23 protein-coding genes are annotated in these 19,510 nt (G+C 32.8%); 13 read left to right on the top strand and 10 right to left on the bottom strand.

The features are described from left to right. Positions 1 to 58: 58 nt before the first annotated feature. Positions 59 to 517: a GAF domain-containing protein gene (locus tag EYD46_RS12870; RefSeq protein WP_130937581.1), complete on the bottom strand. Its 459-nt coding sequence runs from the start codon at positions 515 to 517 to the stop codon at positions 59 to 61. 65 nt (positions 518 to 582) lie between these two features. Between EYD46_RS12870 and xrtF the strand changes: the two genes are divergently transcribed. From xrtF to EYD46_RS12830, 8 genes are all read left to right on the top strand, one after another. Next, on the top strand, positions 583 to 1,134 hold the full coding sequence (xrtF, locus tag EYD46_RS12865; protein WP_130937580.1) for an exosortase family protein XrtF: 552 nt from the start codon (positions 583 to 585) through the stop codon (positions 1,132 to 1,134). Beyond that, the gene (locus EYD46_RS12860; RefSeq protein WP_130937579.1) at positions 1,127 to 1,558 is read left to right on the top strand and encodes an exosortase F system-associated membrane protein; all 432 of its coding nucleotides are present in this window, start codon (positions 1,127 to 1,129) and stop codon (positions 1,556 to 1,558) included. Before xrtF ends, EYD46_RS12860 begins: the two co-directional genes overlap by 8 nt. 196 nt (positions 1,559 to 1,754) lie before the next feature. Beyond that, positions 1,755 to 2,156 (top strand): HYC_CC_PP family protein, encoded by a 402-nt coding sequence (locus EYD46_RS12855; protein ID WP_174719904.1) that lies wholly within the window; start codon positions 1,755 to 1,757, stop codon positions 2,154 to 2,156. A 125-nt stretch (positions 2,157 to 2,281) separates the two neighbouring features. Beyond that, complete coding sequence (locus EYD46_RS12850; RefSeq protein ID WP_130937578.1) at positions 2,282 to 3,004, top strand: heavy metal translocating P-type ATPase; 723 nt, start codon at positions 2,282 to 2,284, stop codon at positions 3,002 to 3,004. Next, positions 3,005 to 5,245, top strand: coding sequence for a TonB-dependent receptor (locus EYD46_RS12845; protein WP_130937577.1), 2,241 nt, complete (start codon positions 3,005 to 3,007; stop codon positions 5,243 to 5,245). Between the two features lie 98 nt (positions 5,246 to 5,343). Further along, complete coding sequence (locus EYD46_RS12840) at positions 5,344 to 5,709, top strand: heavy-metal-associated domain-containing protein (protein ID WP_130937576.1); 366 nt, start codon at positions 5,344 to 5,346, stop codon at positions 5,707 to 5,709. 21 nt (positions 5,710 to 5,730) lie between these two features. After that, positions 5,731 to 6,081, top strand: a complete 351-nt coding sequence (locus tag EYD46_RS12835; protein WP_130937575.1) for a ribose-5-phosphate isomerase — start codon at positions 5,731 to 5,733, stop codon at positions 6,079 to 6,081. A gap of 21 nt (positions 6,082 to 6,102) precedes the next feature. After that, positions 6,103 to 6,468, top strand: a complete 366-nt coding sequence (locus EYD46_RS12830; protein WP_130937574.1) for a DUF2200 domain-containing protein — start codon at positions 6,103 to 6,105, stop codon at positions 6,466 to 6,468. Here the strand turns inward: EYD46_RS12830 and EYD46_RS12825 are convergent. Beyond that, complete coding sequence (locus EYD46_RS12825; RefSeq protein ID WP_130937573.1) at positions 6,454 to 7,113, bottom strand: DUF6090 family protein; 660 nt, start codon at positions 7,111 to 7,113, stop codon at positions 6,454 to 6,456. The genes EYD46_RS12830 and EYD46_RS12825 overlap by 15 nt on opposite strands. 145 nt (positions 7,114 to 7,258) lie before the next feature. On the opposite strand from EYD46_RS12825, the gene EYD46_RS12820 reads away from it, so the two are divergent. Further along, entirely contained in the window at positions 7,259 to 8,566 is a 1,308-nt protein-coding gene (locus tag EYD46_RS12820; RefSeq protein WP_130937572.1) for a CsgG/HfaB family protein, read from the top strand. A gap of 54 nt (positions 8,567 to 8,620) precedes the next feature. Here the strand turns inward: EYD46_RS12820 and groL are convergent, their stop codons facing one another. The 8 genes from groL to miaB form a co-directional block, all read right to left on the bottom strand. Continuing rightward, on the bottom strand, positions 8,621 to 10,252 hold the full coding sequence (gene groL / locus EYD46_RS12815) for a chaperonin GroEL (protein ID WP_130937571.1): 1,632 nt from the start codon (positions 10,250 to 10,252) through the stop codon (positions 8,621 to 8,623). A 111-nt stretch (positions 10,253 to 10,363) separates the two neighbouring features. Next, complete coding sequence (locus tag EYD46_RS12810) at positions 10,364 to 10,639, bottom strand: co-chaperone GroES (RefSeq protein ID WP_130937570.1); 276 nt, start codon at positions 10,637 to 10,639, stop codon at positions 10,364 to 10,366. Positions 10,640 to 10,988: 349 nt separating this feature from the next. Further along, a complete protein-coding gene (gene secG, locus EYD46_RS12805; RefSeq protein ID WP_130937569.1) occupies positions 10,989 to 11,357 on the bottom strand; it encodes a preprotein translocase subunit SecG in 369 nt (122 codons plus the stop codon). Between the two features lie 6 nt (positions 11,358 to 11,363). Then, positions 11,364 to 12,305 carry a hypothetical protein gene (locus tag EYD46_RS12800; protein WP_130937568.1) on the bottom strand — a complete coding sequence of 314 codons (942 nt, stop codon included), beginning with the start codon at positions 12,303 to 12,305 and terminating at the stop codon, positions 11,364 to 11,366. Positions 12,306 to 12,312: 7 nt separating this feature from the next. Then, positions 12,313 to 12,819: an LPS assembly lipoprotein LptE gene (lptE, locus tag EYD46_RS12795; protein WP_130937567.1), complete on the bottom strand. Its 507-nt coding sequence runs from the start codon at positions 12,817 to 12,819 to the stop codon at positions 12,313 to 12,315. 63 nt (positions 12,820 to 12,882) lie between these two features. Continuing rightward, positions 12,883 to 14,157, bottom strand: a complete 1,275-nt coding sequence (locus EYD46_RS12790; protein ID WP_130937566.1) for a sigma 54-interacting transcriptional regulator — start codon at positions 14,155 to 14,157, stop codon at positions 12,883 to 12,885. Beyond that, on the bottom strand, positions 14,158 to 14,499 hold the full coding sequence (locus EYD46_RS12785; RefSeq protein WP_130937565.1) for a hypothetical protein: 342 nt from the start codon (positions 14,497 to 14,499) through the stop codon (positions 14,158 to 14,160). Positions 14,500 to 14,506: 7 nt separating this feature from the next. Beyond that, positions 14,507 to 15,955 (bottom strand): tRNA (N6-isopentenyl adenosine(37)-C2)-methylthiotransferase MiaB, encoded by a 1,449-nt coding sequence (miaB, locus tag EYD46_RS12780; protein ID WP_130937564.1) that lies wholly within the window; start codon positions 15,953 to 15,955, stop codon positions 14,507 to 14,509. A 270-nt stretch (positions 15,956 to 16,225) separates the two neighbouring features. Here miaB and EYD46_RS12775 point away from each other — a divergent pair, with 270 nt between their 5' ends. The 4 genes from EYD46_RS12775 to EYD46_RS12760 all read left to right on the top strand — a co-directional run bounded on the left by EYD46_RS12775 (position 16,226) and on the right by EYD46_RS12760 (position 19,501). Continuing rightward, on the top strand, positions 16,226 to 16,924 hold the full coding sequence (locus EYD46_RS12775; RefSeq protein WP_130937563.1) for a lipocalin-like domain-containing protein: 699 nt from the start codon (positions 16,226 to 16,228) through the stop codon (positions 16,922 to 16,924). 14 nt (positions 16,925 to 16,938) lie between these two features. Continuing rightward, positions 16,939 to 17,373, top strand: a complete 435-nt coding sequence (locus EYD46_RS12770; protein ID WP_130937562.1) for a hypothetical protein — start codon at positions 16,939 to 16,941, stop codon at positions 17,371 to 17,373. Positions 17,374 to 17,405: 32 nt separating this feature from the next. Then, on the top strand, positions 17,406 to 18,635 hold the full coding sequence (locus EYD46_RS12765; protein ID WP_130937561.1) for an LVIVD repeat-containing protein: 1,230 nt from the start codon (positions 17,406 to 17,408) through the stop codon (positions 18,633 to 18,635). Positions 18,636 to 18,727: 92 nt separating this feature from the next. Next, positions 18,728 to 19,501: a hypothetical protein gene (locus EYD46_RS12760; protein WP_130937560.1), complete on the top strand. Its 774-nt coding sequence runs from the start codon at positions 18,728 to 18,730 to the stop codon at positions 19,499 to 19,501. The last annotated feature ends 9 nt before the right edge of the window (positions 19,502 to 19,510 follow it).

Raw genomic sequence — 19,510 nt, 5'->3', positions numbered from 1 at the left:
AAAAATTGCAAAACGGCACTCTAATAATTTTGGAATTTAGTTTCTGAAAATTGGAATTTTAAGAAAGTATTTCAGAGACTTTCTTACAAACAAACTCCAAAAACCGTTCGTCAGCTTCAGAAAAAGGATCAGGAGTGTTAGAATCAATATCAATCTGCCCAACATTTTCTCCATTTACAAAAATTGGAATTACAATTTCAGACTTTACAGTAATACTACATGCAATGTAATTGTCTTGGGCAGACACATCAGGCACAACAAAGTTTTCATTACTTACAGCAACTTGTCCGCAAATACCTTTCCCAAAGGGAATAATTGTATGGTCTGTAGGAGCCCCAACATAAGGCCCTAATTTTAATTCTTCCTTATCGCCGTTTCTAAAATAAAACCCCACCCAGTTGTAGTAATCAATATTGGTTTCCAGTAATTCACAAACACTTAGTAAACGTTCATCAACAGTTTTTTCAGTATTAGAAATAATAGTCTCAACTTGTGGTTTTAGATTTTTAAAAGGCATGATTTCAAAAGTTTTGGTAAAAGTATCTAAAAAGATGTAATTTCGGAGTTTATACTAATAATTACTTGAAAGCACTATTTGTAAAATACAAGTCGGTTATAAAATTTATTCTTACATTTTTGTTGGTATACACTATACTTTCAGTGTGTTATAAATTTTATTTGCAATTTTCTGATGGCTCACTCTATTACCCCGATTATTTAACCAATTTAGTAGCAAGGCAAAGCGATGCAGTTTTAGATACACTAGGGTATGATGCTAAAATATTGCCACACCCTAACGAAGCTTCTATGAAATTGTTAATAAATGGTAAATACTTGGCACGTGTTATTGAGGGATGTAATGCGGTAAGTGTAATTATTTTGTTTTTATCCTTTGTTGTAGCATTCTCAGGAAATTTAAAAACAACATTCTTTTATATTCTCTCAGGAAGTGTGCTTATTTATAGTGTGAATCTGTTAAGAATTGTGCTTTTAACAATAGGTTTATACCATTATCCAAAGTATGAAGATATATTGCACAGTGTAGTATTTCCTGCAATAATTTATAGTATGGTATTTTTATTATGGGTGTTTTGGGTAAATAGGTTTTCTAAATTAAAGCAAAACAATGTCTAAACCGTTAAAATACATATTGTTAATAGTGTTGTTTGCATTGTTGATTTTAATTCGGTTTTTCGAAGACACGCTTTTTTACGATCCTTATCTTACGTTTTTTCAGAACGACTATTTGTATTTAGATAGTCCAAGACGCGAGGTGTTTAAATTGGTAGCGTTTACAACATTAAGGTATGTTTTAAATAGCATTATATCTTTAGGAATACTGTTTGTGATATTTAGAGATGCGAGTACCCTAAAGTTTTCAAGTATTATTTTTGGTATTGCCTATGTTGTTTTAATCGTACTCTTTCTATTTTTTATATCCAACCCAAAACAAGAAGACTATTATCTGTTTTTTAATATCCGTAGGTTTTTAATTCAACCTATAATTTTAATTCTATTACTTCCAGCTTTTTATTATCATAAAATAAAAGAAAGTTAATTTTTTGGGCATTCCCCCGAAAAAGCGGGGTCGGGCTTTCACTACTCAATCCCTCCTACGTCGGGGATTTCAAACATGCCGTTCAATCCCTAATGCATTATCTGCAAACATCATGTACAGCAACAACATTACTGTTTGTTTGTTAATCATTTGATAAATACTAATACTTAAAATTCAATTTTTGTAATTTTGTAATGTGATACATCAATTGTTACATAAAATATTTTCTGTTACCCTAGCATTGTTAGTGTTGTTTTCTACTGTGTCTTTTACTATAGAAAAGCATTATTGTGGAGATACTCTAATAGATGTTGCGGTTTTTTCTGAAGCAAAATCCTGTGGTATGGAAAGTGCAGATGTAATGCAGCAAAAGTCTTGCTGTGATGATGAGATTGATGTAGTTGAAGGTCAGGATGAATTAAAACAAGCTTCCTTTGAAGAATTAGATATTAAGCAGCAGCAATTCTTGGTAGCCTTTACATACACATATATCAATGGTTTTAAAAGTTTACCTAAAGAAACCATTTCTCATAAGGACTATTCTCCTCCCAATCTTGTCTACGACATTCAGGTTTTAGATGAGGTGTTTTTAATTTGATTTTTAAGTAATTCTGTCATTCCTGCGAAAGTAGGAACCTTACCATTACATGGTAAGTGAATTTTAGATTCCTGCTTTTTCAGGAATGAAAAGACGAATTAGTTATTTCAAATATTAAAATCAAAATGAAATATAAATATACAGTTACAGGAATGACCTGTAATGGATGCAGAACCTCTGTAGAAGAAAAGCTAAATGCAATTCCAGAAGTAGAAAATGCTATGGTAAATTTAGAATCTGCAGAGGCAACTATCCAAATGTCAAAACACATTTCAACTCAGCAGTTACAAGAAGTACTTCCTAATAAATATTCAATTTCAGAGCAAAATAGTTTTGCAAATTCTTCTGCTATTACAACAGAAGACACATCAGAATTAAAACAATTATTTCCATTGTTTTTAATTTTTGGTTATATCACAATAGCTTCTATATTACTTAATAGAAATCCATGGGATACTAATGGCTTTATGTTAGATTTTATGGGCCTATTCTATATTGTTTTTAGCTTTTTTAAGCTATTAGATTTAAAAGGCTTTCCCAAATCATTCAGGATGTATGATCCTTTGGCAAAAGCAGTGCCAATATACGCATGGTTATACCCTTTTGTAGAGGTGGCACTTGCGCTACTATTTTTAATGCGAATTGAAATCCCTATAGCTTTGGTTATCACGTTGGTAATTTTGGGAATCACTACTATAGGGGTAGCAAAAACACTACTAGATAAAAAGTCAATGCAATGTGCGTGCCTAGGAATCGCATTAAAATTACCTATGACAAAAGCCACATTTATCGAGAATAGTATCATGATTGTCATGGCAATTATCATGTTAATTCAAATAAATGGATAAATGAGAAGCATTGTATATATATTGATGATGCTTACAGTTGTTTGTTTTTCGCAAGACAAGATAAGCGGGGTTGTTATGGAAGCAAACGATACTAATACGCATATAGGTTTAGCAGGAGCTAATGTGTTTTGGTTAAACACAGAAGTTGGAACAGTTACTGATATCGATGGAAATTTTACAATTTCGTATAAACCATCCTATAGAAAACTAGTGATTAGTTATGTTGGTTTTAAAACAGATACACTCACAATTAATACACCAAAATTTATACAACACTGGTTAAAATCTACAGACGATTTAGATGAAGTAGTTGTAACTTCAAGAAAACAAACCACAGCAAAATCGTATTTGAAATCACAAAATGTTATTACGGTAAGCAGTGAAGAGTTGTTAAAAGCAGCATGCTGTAATTTATCAGAAAGTTTTGAAACCAATCCCTCTATTGATGTAAATTTTGCCGATGCCATTTCAGGGACTCGGCAAATTAAGATGTTAGGGTTAACAAGTCCGTATATTTTAATTGCAACAGAAAATATTCCATCCATAAGAGGTGCATCCCAAGCTTATGGACTAAGTTTTATTCCTGGAACTTGGGTAGAAAGTATTCAAATTACCAAAGGCGCAGGGAGTGTGGTTAATGGGTTTGAAAGTATTGCAGGGCAAATTAATACAGAGTTAGTAAAGCCTTCAATAGATGATAAGTTATTTGTGAATTTGTATTGGGCAACAAGTGAACGTTTAGAACTAAATACCCATATCAATACAAAAGTGAGTAACAGATGGCATACTGGATTATACATTCACGGTAATACACACCAAAAGAAGCATGATGTAAATGACGATGGGTTTTTAGATATGCCATTATTTAATCAAATAAATTTTATGAACCGTTGGCAATATACCGATACTCAAAAAGGTTTTGTGAGTTTTATTAATTTGAAGTATTTAGATGATGAGAAACAATCGGGTCAGTTAGATTTTAATCCAGAAACAGATAAATTAACTACCAATGCCTGGGGCAGTGAAATTAAAACCAAACGGTATGAGGTTTCGGCTAAATTTGGTTATGTAAATCCAGAAGTACCATGGCAAAGTTTAGGAGTGCAAACAGCATTTAGCAGTCATAAACAAGATTCTTATTTTGGGTTGAACATTTATGATATTCAGCATAATAGTCTATATGCAAATGCGATATATAACTCTATAATTAGCGATTCCAGAAATAAAATAAAAACAGGGCTAAGCTATACGTATGATGACTATGACGAATTGGTAAATACTACAAATTATACAAGAACCGAAAACTCAGTTGGAGCATTTTTTGAGTATAGTTACGATAATTTAGAGCTACTGAATCTTACAGCAGGATTTCGTATTGATCATCATAATTTATTAGGAACATTCATTACTCCACGTTTACATCTAAGATATTCACCTTGGAGTAAATCTGCATTTAGAGCATCTTTTGGAAGAGGCAAGCGTAGTGCTAATATTTTCACCGAAAATCAACAATTATTCTCAACATCACGACAGATCAATATTTTAAACTCTAGGGGTAATATTTATGGTTTGGATCCCGAAATTGCCTGGAATTATGGCGTGTCCTATTTACAAGGATTTAATCTTTTTGGAAGAAAAGCCGATATTACTTTAGATTTTTATAAAACAGATTTCACAAATCAAGTTGTAGTAGATTGGGAAAACCCTCAGGAAATTAATTTTTATAATCTAGAAGGAAAAAGTTTTGCTAATAGCTTTCAGGTAGAATTAAATTATAATGCCTTTGAAGGTTTAGACTTTAGAACTGCTTACAAATTTTATGATGTACAAACAGACTATAATGCAGGGCGATTAGAAAGATCATTAACTCCCAAACATCGTGTGTTTGCTAATTTAGGGTATGTTACAAATCGTGAAGAAGGAGCAAGAAGTCGTTGGAAATTTGATGTTACTTATAATTGGTTGGGAGATCAACGCTATGCATCAACAGCAAGTAACCCCGTGGAATTTCAATTACCAGAACGAACACCAATGGTAGCAACTTTAAACACGCAAATAACGAAAGTGTTCTCTCCTAAATTTGAGGTATATTTAGGTGGAGAAAATGTTACTAACGTAAGACAGTCCAATCCAATTTTAGCAGCAGATAATCCTTTTAGTGAGAATTTTGATTCCACTTTTGTGTATGGTCCAATTTTTGGAAGTATGTATTATGCGGGGTTACGATATAGAATAAAATAGAGTATATTATTCCCGCAAAAGGAGGGAAGTTCACTCAGGATAAAGTTAAATGTAAAATAAGATTCCTGCTTTCGTAGGAATGATAAAAAAGACTAAAAATGAAAAACATTATTACAATAGCAATATTACTAATAGCAACAACAACTTATGCACAAAATAAAAACGCTAAAGCTTCCATGGAGGTAGATGGTGTTTGTGGTATGTGCAAAGCTAGAATAGAGAAGACATGCTTAAATACCAAAGGTGTAAAATATGCGCAATGGGATGTGGATACACATGAGTTAAAATTAATTTTTGATGAACGTAAAACGGATACCACTTCAATTAAAGCGCAAGTATTGGCTGTAGGGCATGATGTTAAAAATGAAAGAGCAACAGATGAAGCTTATGCAAAAGTACACCCATGCTGTAAATATCGGGATGAAGATATTAAAGAAGCTCATGAGGAAAACACTAAGTCTTAATTATAGTGATAGTTTTTTAATATGCCTAAGACCAAATATTGTATTTATGTTATAGAACTAAAGAAGCGTGTTTTTTCAGAAAATGCTAAATTTAGAGCTGCTAACCCTCAATTTAATGGCGTATTGGAATGTTTATATGTTGGTATGACCAGCAAAACACCTAAAGAGCGATTTCTTCAACATAAAACAGGTTATAGAAATAAAAAAGGGTATAAAATATCGGCTAGTATTGTTGAAAAATATGGGTCTTATTTAAGGCCAAGTTTGTACAATCACATAAATCCTATTCTTTCAAAGGTTGAAGCATTAAAAATGGAAGAAACCCTAGCCTTGGAATTAAGACGAAAAGGCTATGCAGTATGGTATAATTAAATCTTGCTAATACTTTAAAATATGAAAACTACACCAGAGCACAACGAACGCGTTAGGACAATGAAATTTTTTTCAGTCTATCCACACTACGTTAATAAAGTTGAGAAAAAAGGCAGAACAAAAGAAGAGTTACATACGGTAATTACATGGTTGACGGGTTTTGATGATGCAAAAATTAAAGATATGATAGACCGAAAAGTAACTTTTGAGGAGTTCTTTAACGAAGCGGAAGTTAATCCTAATGCTGAATTAATCAAGGGTGTTATTTGTGGTTATCGTATTGAAGAAATTGATAATACATTAACAAAGCAATGCCGTTATTTGGATAAACTGATAGATGAATTGGCCAAGGGTCGAAAAATGGAAAAAATTTTAAGGGGAAGCTAATTCAGAAGAAATTAGTTTAATTAAACTATCACAGCTTTTTATACCACGTTCACTTGCCTTCTGTTTAATAATAAAAGCGCCTCTCATACTTTGTAGGATATTTTTAAGTAGTTTTTCATCCATAAAGCCTAATTCCCCACGACGCATTGCATCATAATCCATGTTATGTATGAAATAATCGCCAAAGTATTCTTTATGAATAATTTCCTGACGCTCGTAGTCTTTTAAAATAGTTTTATAATCAGAGTAGTGTGTTTCTATAGCTGTTTTTAATTGGAAATCCTCTATCAAGCTAAAATCTCCAGAGTTGATCATAGATTGATAGGTAATATCTTTAGGATTAAAATCGGTTAATTGCATGATAGAGAAAATTTCACGCAGTCCATTTTTTTCATTGGAGTTAGTAGCACTAAACAAAGGTAGTACTTTTTGAAGTACACCTATTTTTCTTCCCAATTCTTCGGTGTTGGTCTCAAGTGTAACTTTATCAATTTCAAGATCGTTTTTTATACTCGTTAAATATTGCTGCTTCAGTTTGTCATTTTTTGTGTTTTCGGCACATTTATTCATGCTAAATGCTATAGAAATACCAACAATTACTATTAAAACCTCTCCAAGCGCATATTGCCAATTTATTTTTTTCATGTTTATAAAAATATAACTTTTGTACTTACCTGTCTAGGTTTAAAAATAGAGGGATCAATTTAATAAAAACCTTTTGTTTACGGGTTCTCTCATACAAAGTAATTAAAACACTATTACTTTCGGTGTAATATTAAAATTAATTACGATGAACATAAAGAATACTCTCAAATTGTCAATTTTCATTTTTTTGGTATGTATAAATACACAAAACGTATCCGCCCAACTTTTTAAATCAATATTAAGAACTTCCTTGTTAAGTCCACCCAAAAAAGATATTGGTAACGTACAGCGTATAGCAATATTGGATTTCCAAAATATAAGTTCAGACGAATATAAAAATGCAGGTATAGATGTTGGTAGTAAGCTTTCAGATTATATTTCTATTGCTTTATTAAAAGAATATAGAGGTAAGAGTGATAATTGTTTTATTGAGGGAGCGAGAACTGATATTTATTCGATTGTAGAAAGAGAGGAGTTACAACGATTACTAAAAGATAAAAATATAGTACTTGCAGAATTAAGTGATGCGCAAATTGTATCTATAGGTAAAGATTTAGGTGTAGATGCTATTATTACAGGAAACGTGTCTTATTCTAGTACGGATGAACGAGATAGAAGCTCTTATAGAAATGACGACGGTAAATTAATAATATCGTATCATTTAACGAGAACCACATCAGTAGAGGCGAGAATGAAAGTATTATCTATTGAAACAGGAGAAATTATTGGGCAAACTAGTGGTAGATCATCAAAAAAAGATACTTCAGTGTCAAATACAAGACCGTTGGATGATGCGGTGATGGCACCAGCAAAATTAGCAGAATTTGGTTGTGAAAGTATTGCATATCAATTGGCTAATTACATAGCACCTTATTATTATTCATATACTTTTACATTTGAAAGGGTGAAAAATAAGCAGTTTAAGGAGCGCATCAAAGATGCTACAGAATATCTTAAACTAAGAGAAATAGATAAAGCTTACGATATGTACAGTGCCATATATGAAGTAGATCCATATAATGCTGAATTGGTGTTTAATATGGGGGTGTTAAACGAAGCCGTAGGTAATTATCAAAAAGCAAAGGAATTGTATAGCGTAGCAGTAAATATGAATTCTGGAAATGAAGCTTATGTTAATGGCTTAAGGCGAGCAGAGGAAAATATTGAACTCACAGCCTATTTAGGTCTTTTAGGGATTGCAATACAGCCTTATACTTTTGTAAGTTCTGGAGAAAATGTATTGATAGAGCGTATTAAAATTAAAGGGTCTAGAAGTAAAAGAAAGATGGCATATTCTAAAGCAAATGAAGCTTCTAAAACAGTTGGCGAGTTTCCAGGGGGAATAGAACTTGATGTTGTTGAAGTTTCAGAAGATGGCAAATGGATTATCGCAAAGTTACCTAATGGCGAAAAAGGCTATTTTAAAGATAAAGATGTGATACGTGGTAAATAAAAAAACGCTTCCAAACAGGAAGCGTTTTTTTAATTTATCTGTAACGATCTGATATTACATCATTCCTGGCATTCCGCCGCCACCCATTGGAGGCATTGCAGGTGCATCTTCTTTAATATCAATTAAAGCACACTCAGTAGTTAAAATCATACCAGCAACAGAGGCAGCATTTTCTAAAGCAATACGTGTTACTTTTTTAGGATCTATAATTCCTGTTTTAAGCATATCTACATATTCCTCAGATTTAGCATCATAACCAAAATCTTTCTTACCTTCTAATACTTTATTGATAACTACAGAACCTTCTCCACCAGCATTTTCAACGATAGTTCTTAAAGGTGCTTCAATAGCTTTATTTACAATTTGTACACCGGTAGTTTCATCTAAATTATCAGTAGTAATTTTAGCTAAAATAGATTTTGCTCTTACTAAAGCAACACCACCACCAGCAACAATACCTTCTTCTACTGCAGCTCTTGTAGCATGTAAGGCATCGTCAACACGATCTTTCTTTTCTTTCATTTCAACCTCAGAAGCAGCACCAACATATAGTACCGCAACACCACCAGCTAATTTTGCTAAACGCTCTTGTAACTTCTCTCTATCATAATCAGAAGTAGTAGTTTCAATTTGAGCTTTAATTTGATTTACTCTTGCTTTAATATCTCCAGCTTTTCCAGAACCATTAACTATTGTTGTGTTGTCTTTGTCAACTGTTACTGTCTCAGCAGTACCTAGCATGCTTAAATCAGCATTCTCTAAAGTGAATCCTCTTTCTTCAGAAATTACAGTTCCACCAGTTAAAATAGCTATATCTTCAAGCATTGCTTTACGTCTATCTCCAAAACCTGGTGCTTTAACAGCAGCGATTTTTAAACCACCACGTAGTTTGTTCACAACTAAAGTAGCTAAAGCTTGTCCGTCTACATCTTCTGCAATAATTAATAAAGGACGACCAGATTGTGCAACTGGTTCTAAAATTGGAAGAATTTCTTGTAAGTTAGAAATCTTCTTATCGAATAATAAAATGTATGGATTTTCTAAATCTGCAATCATTTTATCTGAGTCTGTAACGAAATATGGTGATAAATATCCCCTGTCAAACTGCATACCCTCAACAACATCAACATAAGTGTCCATACCTTTAGCTTCTTCAACAGTAATTACTCCTTCTTTACCAACTTTTCCAAAAGCTTGTGCAATTAGCTCTCCAATAGTATCGTCATTATTGGCAGAAATAGCAGCTACTTGCTTTATTTTTTCAGAAGAGTTTCCTACTTTTTTTGCCTGCTTTTCAAGATCAACTGTTATTGCTTCTACAGCTTTATCAATACCACGTTTTAAATCCATTGGATTTGCACCAGAAGCTACATTTTTTAAGCCTTCTTTTACGATAGCCTGTGCTAAAACGGTAGCCGTTGTAGTACCATCTCCAGCTAAATCGTTAGTTTTAGAAGCTACTTCTTTTACCATTTGCGCTCCCATGTTTTCATGAGCATCTTCCAATTCAATTTCTTTTGCAACAGAAACCCCGTCTTTTGTTACTTGAGGTGCTCCAAAGCTTTTAGAAATAATTACATTACGTCCTTTAGGACCTAAAGTTACTTTTACTGCGTTTGCTAATGCATCTACACCACGTTTTAAACCATCGCGTGCTTCAATATCAAATTTTATGTCTTTTGCCATCTTTTAAAAATTTTATTTAAAATCTCAATGTTCAAATTCTAAATTCCAAAGAAGGAGCTTAGTTAAATGAGATTTTTTGGAATTTATTTTTTTGGTTTTTGGAATTTGTAATTAAACAATTGCAAGAATATCACTCTCACGCATCATTAAATAATCTGTGCCGTCAAGTTTTAATTCTGTGCCAGCGTATTTTCCATATAAAACGGTATCGCCAACTTTAACTGTAATAGGTTCATCTTTAGTGCCAGGTCCGGCAGCTACTACTGTTCCCTTTTGAGGTTTTTCTTTAGCGTTGTCTGGAATAATAATTCCTGATGCTGTTTTTGTTTCAGCTGCGGCAGGTTCTATAAGAACTCTGTCTGCTAATGGTTTAATGTTTACTCCCATTTTGTTTTATATTTTATTATTTAGGTTATTATATTAACGCTTAAGCGTTAAGCTAAAAATGTGCCATGGCAGGGAAACTGACAAACTTGCAGAAAAGATATGATAGTATTGCTAGATGATCTATTAATTTAAGCTCAGTTACTGTTTTTGGCGGATAGATTGCATTAGGAATTGCAATGGAAATCTCGCAGAGAGTTGCGAAGTGAGGAGTTGTAAAGGGTAGTCTGCGGCTAATAGGAAGGTTAGACCTCGGCTAAGTTTGGTAATGTCCAAATTAAATTCATTAAAAAAAGCCAACTTATATAATATAAGTTGACTTTTGTTTTATATTTTACAGATTGTGATCTTACTATGGATTTGTGTCTGTTGTTCCAGAATTATCACTACCTGTAGGTAATGGTTGCGTGTCTGGTACTGCATCTGGTAAAGGTTGCGTAGTTTGCGCATCAGTATCTAGAGCTTTAGAATCTGCTGTTGCATTCCCACCACCAATTGTAATATTTGATACTAAGATTAATACCAAAAGTACTGTTGCTAAAGTCCATGTGCTTTTATCTAAAAAGTCTGTGGTTTTTTTAACGCCACCAAGTTGCTGTGTGCCACCGCCACCAAAAGATGAAGATAAGCCACCACCTTTAGGGTTTTGTACCATAATTACTACTACAAGCAAAAATGCTACAACTACGATAAGGATTAAAAATATTGTAAACGTACCCATTATTTTTTATTTATTATATTCTTGTAATTGTTGTATTGCCTTAATTTGGTTTGCAAAGAAACTACTTTTTTCTGGATATTTCAAACTTAAAATTTTGTAAGATTGAATTGCTTTTTTGTAGTTTTTTTGCTCTAGGTAAATCCTTGCTAAAGTCTCAGTCATTAAGGTTTCAGACTGCTTTGTTCTTGCCTTTGCTAAGTTTTCTTTTGAGACTGGCGCTTTAGCTGGTGTTATTTTAGGATTTTCCGCGATAAATCTATCTATAATTTCACTTTGTTTTGACTTATCATGCGTTTGGGTTGATGTTTTTTCTTTTGAAGTCATTTTTTCAGAAGCCTCATTTCTTTTAATTGGTTTTATTCGCGTTAGTTTTAACCATTCATTAAAGGAATGTGTTTCACGCCTATCAAATTGTAAGGGCTTACCTAATTTTAAAATGTCTTCGGCTGATGCTTCTTCAATATTAGAGGCTTCAGTAGTACTTTCAATAGCTTCAGATTCATCTAACTTAAAGTTAATGGTTCTTACTGCTGAGGGGTCTTTAGGTTGAAATAATTCAGGGTCTAAAACACCAGAGGTTTCTTTAATTTGCTGTTTAAGGTTATGAGCAATTTGTTGACTTTTATCTAAAGAAATATCATCAGCATTTACATTAATGTCATTCAAATAAATGGTATTTTGTTTGATTATTTTTGATATTTCATTCTGAATAAAAACATCTGATGTAATAAAGTCAAAAAGGATACTTCTATCTGTAGTGTAAGCTGCAGTTGTCTTTAAGGCTTGGTTGTAATCAGTGCTTTCTTGATGTTTTAAGCCTTTAAGGTGTAATGCTTTTGCAGATTGAAAATAGGGGTGTTGTTGAATAATAGTCCTAAGTGCCTCGGTTTTTTGAGGATTTATGTTTTGAGGGTTTTGTAATAATGATGTAAAATCGTGACTATTCAAAGTGTGTTTACCATTTTGCCAAAGAGGCATTAAAAATATCTTGTGTTATACGCTCAAAAATTTCTTCTATAGCAGTGTCCTTAACAGCCCCTGATAATTGAGCGGTTCCTTCATAATCGTGAAAAAATGAGAATCTTTGATCAAATTCTGCTTCAGGATCGTTTTTATCATAAAAGTGCACTTTTACACTTATAGTTAACCTGTTTTGTGCAGCTGTATTTTGAGCTGTAGCTGTAGTAGGAGAGATACGGTATTCTGTAATCTCTCCCTCATAAACAATATCTCCATTGGAGTTTACATTGTTTAAGTTGGTTTGATTTTCCAAAATGGCAATCATGGTATTTCTAAAAGTTACCTCTAAACCGGGTTCAACTAAAAGCGAATTATTTTCAAAACGATTTACTTGAAATGTTTTAGTGTCTGGAGATATTGAAGCTCCCGTAAACGAATAGAACCCACAATTAGAAACTAAAACAAGTAGTCCTAAAATGTATATGTATTTTATGTATTTCATTTAATTCCTAACGTAGAATTTTTAATATTGTTGCTAATTTAATATTGCGACTTATAGTTTAGTTTAAAGATCGTATTGCTTAATTTTTCGGTATAGTGTTCTTTCACTTATACCTAATTCAGCAGCGGCTAATTTACGTTTTCCGTTATGTCGCTCCAATGATTTTTTTATTAATTCTAATTCTTTGTCTTGTAAAGACAAAGTCTCTTCTTCTTCGATTTCTTCGGCGAAATGGTATTTATCTCCAGTAGATACTTCGTTGATATGTTCTGGAATAGATAAAACTTCAGGGTTTTCTACTATGTTTTCTTCTTCTTCAAAAGAAAAATCAGTAGCATCCTCATTATCGTCTCCATAAATTTTCTGAATTAAATGCTCGTTTTCTTTTTCTACATCTTTGGAGTTACCATTTTTCATGAGCTCCATAGTGAGTTTCTTTAAATCATTTAAGTCACTTTTCATATCAAACAGTACTTTGTAAAGAATCTCTCTTTCGCTACTAAAATCACTTTCGCTTTTAGAAGACTTTACAACTGCAGGTAAATTTGGAGTGCCTGAGGCAGGTAAATAGCCTCTTAAAACTTCAGCTGAAACTGTTCGGTTTTGCTCAAGAACAGATATTTGTTCGGCAACATTACGCAACTGCCTAATGTTTCCTCCCCATCTATGTTTTAGAAGCAATTGAACTGCATTATCGGTAAGTTTTACAGTAGGCATTTTATATTTTAATGCAAAATCACTGGCGAATTTTCTAAATAGTAAATGGATGTCATCTTGGCGTTCTCGAAGCGGTGGCAAGTTAATTTCAACGGTACTTAAACGATAGTATAAATCTTCGCGAAACTTTTCCTTTTCGATAGCTTCAAACATATTAACGTTTGTAGCTGCAACTATACGAACGTTGGTTTTTTGTACTTTACTGGAGCCTACTTTAATGAACTCGCCATTTTCTAAAACACGTAATAAACGTACTTGTGTGGTAAGTGGTAATTCTCCAACTTCATCTAAAAAAATAGTCCCACCATCAGCTACTTCAAAATATCCACTACGTGTAGAAGTTGCTCCTGTAAAAGCACCTTTTTCATGCCCAAAAAGTTCACTATCTATAGTGCCTTCTGGAATGGCACCACAGTTCACAGCAATATATTTATTGTGTTTTCTATGTGATAATTGATGTATGATTTTAGGAATACTTTCTTTTCCAACACCACTTTCTCCAGTTACCAAAACTGAAATATCCGTTGGAGATACACGAATCGCCTTTTCTAAAGCACGGTTTAACGATAGTGTATTACCAATAATACCAAAGCGTTGTTTTATGGCTTGTACTGATTCCATTTAGTTTTCTATATATTCTGAAGTTCCTTTTTCGTTTTTATCATTAAGCCACTCCCAATGTAACTTCAGTTTAATTTTATGCTCTTTTGTTAAACTAATCGTTGCAATTGCTTTTCCTGCTCTTAATTCTTCGTCTGAAGTTAAACATTGGTAAAGCATCTCTATTTTATCTTTGTTTAGCTTACCAACTATTTTTCCGTAAATAACACTTCCTCCAGAATAATCAGCAGTAATTAGATTGCCTTGTTGTTTATATTTAAATAGTGTTTCAGAATTAACCTGTCCATTTTCTGAGTTTTCAATTAAAGAAAATGTTTTGTTGTTAAAGTTAAATTCAGTCATCTTTTATTTAATTATTATCTGAATATCCAACAGCTTCTCCAATTAGGGTAGCACTGGTGCAATCTGTGATTTTTACATTTACAAAATCTCCAATATTATATTTGTTTTTTGGAAAAACAACTACAGTGTTTTGAGTGTTTCTACCAGACCAATGCGCATCAGAACGCTTCGAAGACTTCTCGATCAATACCTCCTCAATTTTTCCAACATGTTCCTGTGTGCGCAATAAACTATGCTTTTGTTGCAAAGCAATAATTTCATTTAAACGCCTTTTCTTAATATCTTCGGGAATATCGTCTTCCATTTTGCGCTCTGCAAGTGTGCCCGGTCTTTCTGAGTATGCAAACATGAAACCAAAATCGTATTTCACATATTCCATTAAGCTTAATGTATCTTGATGATCTTCTTCTGTTTCTGTTGGGAAACCAGCAATCATATCTTGGCTAATAGCACAATCTGGAATCAATCGTTTTATGTTATCAATTAATTTGAAATATTCTTTGCGTGTATGTAAACGATTCATTGCTTTTAGAATTCGGTCACTTCCACTTTGCACAGGTAAGTGTATATAATTGCAAATGTTTCTATGTTTTGCCATAGTTTCAATCACATCCAAAGTGAAATCTTGAGGATTAGATGTAGAGAAGCGGAAACGCATTTTTGGTTGAGCAATAGCGCACATATCTAGCAGCATAGCAAAATTCACAGCTGTAGCTTTTTGAAGTTCGCTGGCTTTATCAAAATCTTTTTTCAACCCACCACCATACCACAGGTAACTGTCTACATTCTGCCCTAAAAGCGTTACTTCTTTGTATCCTTTATTCCACAAATCATTAACCTCTTCAATAATACTTTGTGGATCTCTACTGCGCTCTCTCCCACGAGTAAAAGGAACTACGCAAAATGTACACATGTTATCACAACCTCTTGTTATGGAAACAAAGGCAGTTACACCGTTTGTGTTTAAACGTACAGGAGATATGTCGCCATAAGTCTCTTCTTTAGATAAAATAACATTAATAGCATCTCTTCCATCTTCGACTTCAGCTAAAAGATTAGGTAAATCTTTGTAGGCATCAGGACCAACAACTAAATCTACAATTTTTTCTTCCTCAAGAAACTTGCTTTTTAAACGTTCTGCCATACACCCTAAAACACCAACTTTCATGCTTGGATTTTGGTTTTGTTTTACGGCATTATATTTTTCTAAACGTTTTCTAACAGTTTGTTCTGCCTTATCTCGAATAGAGCAGGTATTAACCAAAACCAAATCGGCTTCTTCTAAATTTTGTGTAGTGTTGTAGCCTTGTTCGTTTAAAATAGAAGCCACAATTTCGCTATCACTAAAATTCATTTGACACCCATAACTTTCAATAAAAAGTTTACGCGTATTGCCTTCTTTTTTGTCTAAAATTAAGGATTGTCCTTGTTTGCTTTCGTCTATAATCTTTTCCATAATATCCTGAGTCCACAATGGGTCAATAAGTGTGCAAAGATACAATTAATATGCATTTTATGACAAAGTGTCATATTTAAATTGAAAAATAATTCTTTGTGTACAGCAACGAAGTTTGTATTAAAAATTGTTATTCCTGCAAAGACAGAAATCTAAAATGAAACATTCTGTTTTCATTGTATTTTCAATATTGATTCAAATTTTTCACGCAACCATTTGTTTAGTTCTGTATCTAATAATTGAACTTTAAATTAAACCCAAAAGACGCTTATGAAAAAGTTAGCCTTTGCTGTAACCATATTAATTTGTTGTATTAATATGAAGTGTGAATCGAATGAAGATGATTTAATAGATGCGTCTAATTTGTTAATAGGAAACTGGTCTGAGGTACAGTATGATAAGGAAAACATCACTTTTAAAAGACAAAATTCTTTACCTGAGAATACTTATGGTATTTCATTTAGAGCTAAAGGTAATTTAGTTGAACGTTCTTCTGGATGGTGTGGAACACCTCCGCTTCATTTTTCAGATTATAACGGTACTTGGGAACTCACTGAAAATGTAATAACCATAACACAAAATCACTTTCCAAACAATTATGTATGGCGTATTATATCAGTTACAGAAACAGAGCTTGTAGTAACTAAGGCGCTTAGTGAACAAGAACAAGATTATAGAATATTGATGAGTTTATTTGATGATATTAATGAATTGATTGATGGTATAGCTTGTGAAAATGCCGAGGATTGGGCATTTGCACCATACGGTTCTAAATCTTGCGGTGGACCGCAAGGGTATGTTGCTTATCCAAAATCTATAGATGTTGAGGCGTTTTTAGAAAAGGTTGAGATTTATACCCAAGCTGAAAATGAATATAATATAAAGTGGAGTGTTTTTTCAACTTGTGATATCACTCCGCAACCCACTGCTGTAGTCTGTGAAAATGGTTTTCCAATTTTAAAATACTAACTAAATCTTTAAAAATGAAAAAAATAAGTTTCCTAGTTTTTGTAATGTGCTGTTTTTTGAGCACACAATGTGATGACGATATTGTTGATGATATTGATAATTTATGTGATGATATAGTTGTAATAGATAATACGGCTTATGATACTATTCAATCTGATAGTTTCCAGTTTACAGATGTTAGTATTGATGGAGATTGTTTAAGTATTTCAATAGGAGCATCAGGTTGCGATGGTAATTCTTGGTCTTTTGCTTTGGTAGATTCTGGAGCTGTTGCTGAATCTTCTCCTGAACAACGTTTTTTGAAATTTGAATTCCTTAATGCTGAGGTATGTACTGCCTTTTTTGAACGTACAATTTCTTTTAATCTAGAGCCGTTGCAAATTAGCGGGAGTAATGAAATTATTTTGAATCTTGATGGTTGGGAAACATCTGTAAACTATTCATACTAAACTTTAACTAAGCTATAAACAAACTATAAACTGTGAAATCAACTACATTTTTTTTAAACCTATTACTAATTGTTACATTTTTTTCTTGTGATAACGATAGTAATTCTGATCTGGTACTGGTTGCAACACCAGAAGTTATGAGTAAATCTGATTTTCGTAAATCAGTTAAAATCAAAGCGCCTCAACCTATTGCTGAACCTGGAAAGATATACACTTACGGTAATTATATTTTTGTAAGTGATACTGATAGAGGTGTACATATTATTGATAATTCTAACCCTGTATCTCCCCAACCATTAAATTATATTGAAATCCCTGGTAATGAAGATATTTCTGTAAAAAACGATTATCTATATGCTGATAGTGCTACAGATTTAGTAGTGTTCGATATTTCTAATATTAATGATGTAAAACAAGTGGAGCGTTTAGAAGATGTATTTGAAATATATAATTATCAAATTCCTGAAGAAGCTGAGTTTTCTGATTTTGAGGGTTTTAATTATGAAACTCAAGTTATCGTAGGTTGGAATCTAAAACAGGAACGAAGAGAAGATTTTGATCGAGTATTAATTGACGATATCGCTTTCAGTAATACATCTGCAGAAGCAGCGGTTGGTAAAGGTGGGTCTTTAGCAAGATTTCAAATAGTAAATAACTATTTGTATACTGTCGGACAATACAGCATGTCTATTTTCAATATTCAAAATTTATCAAATCCTGTGTTAGAGGCTACGCAAAGTGCAGGGTGGAATATTGAGACCATGTTTGCTGCTGATGGTTATTTGTATTTAGGGAGCACTCAAGGGATGTATATTTATGATTTAAAAACTCCATCTACACCAGAATATGTTTCAGAGTTTGTGCATTGGGAGGGATGCGACCCGGTTGTAGTTGACGGTAATTATGCATATTTAACTTTGAGAGGAGGTAATTTATGTGGACAACAGGAAAGTGTACTTGAAGTTATAGATATATCAGACAAATCTAATCCTACTTTAGCTAAACGTTACATATTAGAAAATCCGTATGGACTTGGGATAAAAGATGATATACTTTATGTATGCGATGGAACAGCTGGTTTAAAATTATTTAAACGAAATACTCCTGTAGATTTAGATTTGGTTAACACACTTGAAGAAGCCCAAGCCAAAGATGTAATTCCTTTAGAAAATAGTTTAATAATGATTGGTGAGAATACACTATATCAATATGAATATAAAGTCAACAACGTGGCGCTTATTAGTGCTTATTCGCTAAACTAAACTAAAACTGATGTTGTTGGAAAAATCTGCTCTCGGGCAGATTTTTTTGTTTATAATTGTATAAAGATATCTATAATAAATCACTTGTTTAAATGAATTCATACGAAGTTTTAAGAGATAAAATAAGAAATGCACCAGAATTAAATTTTGGAGATATTTTAAATGAAGCCATAGAGTTGTTCAAGAAAGTTTGGTTAAAAGGGTTTTTAGTGATATTAATTATAGCGATAGCTGGTGTATGCTTAAATTTTATTTTTCAAGCTATCGGTCTGGCTGTAGATCCTTCTATACTAATGGAAGGCATAACTATAGATAGCTTAACAAAATTTTATTCTCAAAGTGCACTGTATGGCTTGCCACAAACTATTTTAGCTAGCACATTAATGATTGTAATGTTGGCAGGATTCTACAGAATGTGTAAGCAAGAAGTACAGGGAGAAACTTACAATGATGACTATTTTTATTATTTCAAAAAAGAATATTTTTCTAAGGCATTAATGCTAGGAATCGTGTACGCTCTAATACAGGCATTAGCTCAGGCTCTGTTATTAATTCCTTATATATATGTTTTTGTGCCTTTATCCTATTTTTCTATCATATTTGCTAATAACCCAGATTTGAGTGAAACAGAAATTATTAAGTTAAGCTTTGCATTAGGTAATAAAAAGTGGTTAATTAGTTTTGGATCCATGTTTGTGTGTGGTATATTAGGAATGCTTGGGGCGATAGCTTGCATAGTAGGGGTGGTCCTTACCGTTAGTATAATGTATTTACCAGTTTTTTTAATCTATAAAGGAGTGTTAGGGTTTGATAACCGTAACGAAATTGATTTAATTGGTACAAACCAAAGAGAAGACTCATTTTAAAATAATAAA

The organism is Hyunsoonleella pacifica (genome assembly GCF_004310335.1).
Classification (GTDB): Bacteria; Bacteroidota; Bacteroidia; order Flavobacteriales; family Flavobacteriaceae; genus Jejuia; species Jejuia pacifica.
Note: the sequence above shows the minus strand (reverse complement) of the source record. Positions and strands in the feature narration are given on the sequence as shown.

Coding starts and splice junctions, on each gene's coding strand:
- groL (WP_130937571.1), bottom strand. CDS start 10,252: ATGGCAAAAGACATAAAATTTGATATTGAAGCACGCGATGGTTTAAAA.
- EYD46_RS12790 (WP_130937566.1), bottom strand. CDS start 14,157: ATGGAATCAGTACAAGCCATAAAACAACGCTTTGGTATTATTGGTAAT.
- EYD46_RS12820 (WP_130937572.1), top strand. CDS start 7,259: ATGAACATAAAGAATACTCTCAAATTGTCAATTTTCATTTTTTTGGTA.
- miaB (WP_130937564.1), bottom strand. CDS start 15,955: ATGGAAAAGATTATAGACGAAAGCAAACAAGGACAATCCTTAATTTTA.
- EYD46_RS12845 (WP_130937577.1), top strand. CDS start 3,005: ATGAGAAGCATTGTATATATATTGATGATGCTTACAGTTGTTTGTTTT.
- EYD46_RS12870 (WP_130937581.1), bottom strand. CDS start 517: ATGCCTTTTAAAAATCTAAAACCACAAGTTGAGACTATTATTTCTAAT.
- EYD46_RS12830 (WP_130937574.1), top strand. CDS start 6,103: ATGAAAACTACACCAGAGCACAACGAACGCGTTAGGACAATGAAATTT.
- EYD46_RS12860 (WP_130937579.1), top strand. CDS start 1,127: ATGTCTAAACCGTTAAAATACATATTGTTAATAGTGTTGTTTGCATTG.
- secG (WP_130937569.1), bottom strand. CDS start 11,357: ATGGGTACGTTTACAATATTTTTAATCCTTATCGTAGTTGTAGCATTT.
- EYD46_RS12775 (WP_130937563.1), top strand. CDS start 16,226: ATGAAAAAGTTAGCCTTTGCTGTAACCATATTAATTTGTTGTATTAAT.
- lptE (WP_130937567.1), bottom strand. CDS start 12,819: ATGAAATACATAAAATACATATACATTTTAGGACTACTTGTTTTAGTT.
- EYD46_RS12785 (WP_130937565.1), bottom strand. CDS start 14,499: ATGACTGAATTTAACTTTAACAACAAAACATTTTCTTTAATTGAAAAC.
- EYD46_RS12770 (WP_130937562.1), top strand. CDS start 16,939: ATGAAAAAAATAAGTTTCCTAGTTTTTGTAATGTGCTGTTTTTTGAGC.
- EYD46_RS12760 (WP_130937560.1), top strand. CDS start 18,728: ATGAATTCATACGAAGTTTTAAGAGATAAAATAAGAAATGCACCAGAA.
- EYD46_RS12810 (WP_130937570.1), bottom strand. CDS start 10,639: ATGGGAGTAAACATTAAACCATTAGCAGACAGAGTTCTTATAGAACCT.
- EYD46_RS12835 (WP_130937575.1), top strand. CDS start 5,731: ATGCCTAAGACCAAATATTGTATTTATGTTATAGAACTAAAGAAGCGT.
- EYD46_RS12825 (WP_130937573.1), bottom strand. CDS start 7,113: ATGAAAAAAATAAATTGGCAATATGCGCTTGGAGAGGTTTTAATAGTA.
- EYD46_RS12850 (WP_130937578.1), top strand. CDS start 2,282: ATGAAATATAAATATACAGTTACAGGAATGACCTGTAATGGATGCAGA.
- EYD46_RS12840 (WP_130937576.1), top strand. CDS start 5,344: ATGAAAAACATTATTACAATAGCAATATTACTAATAGCAACAACAACT.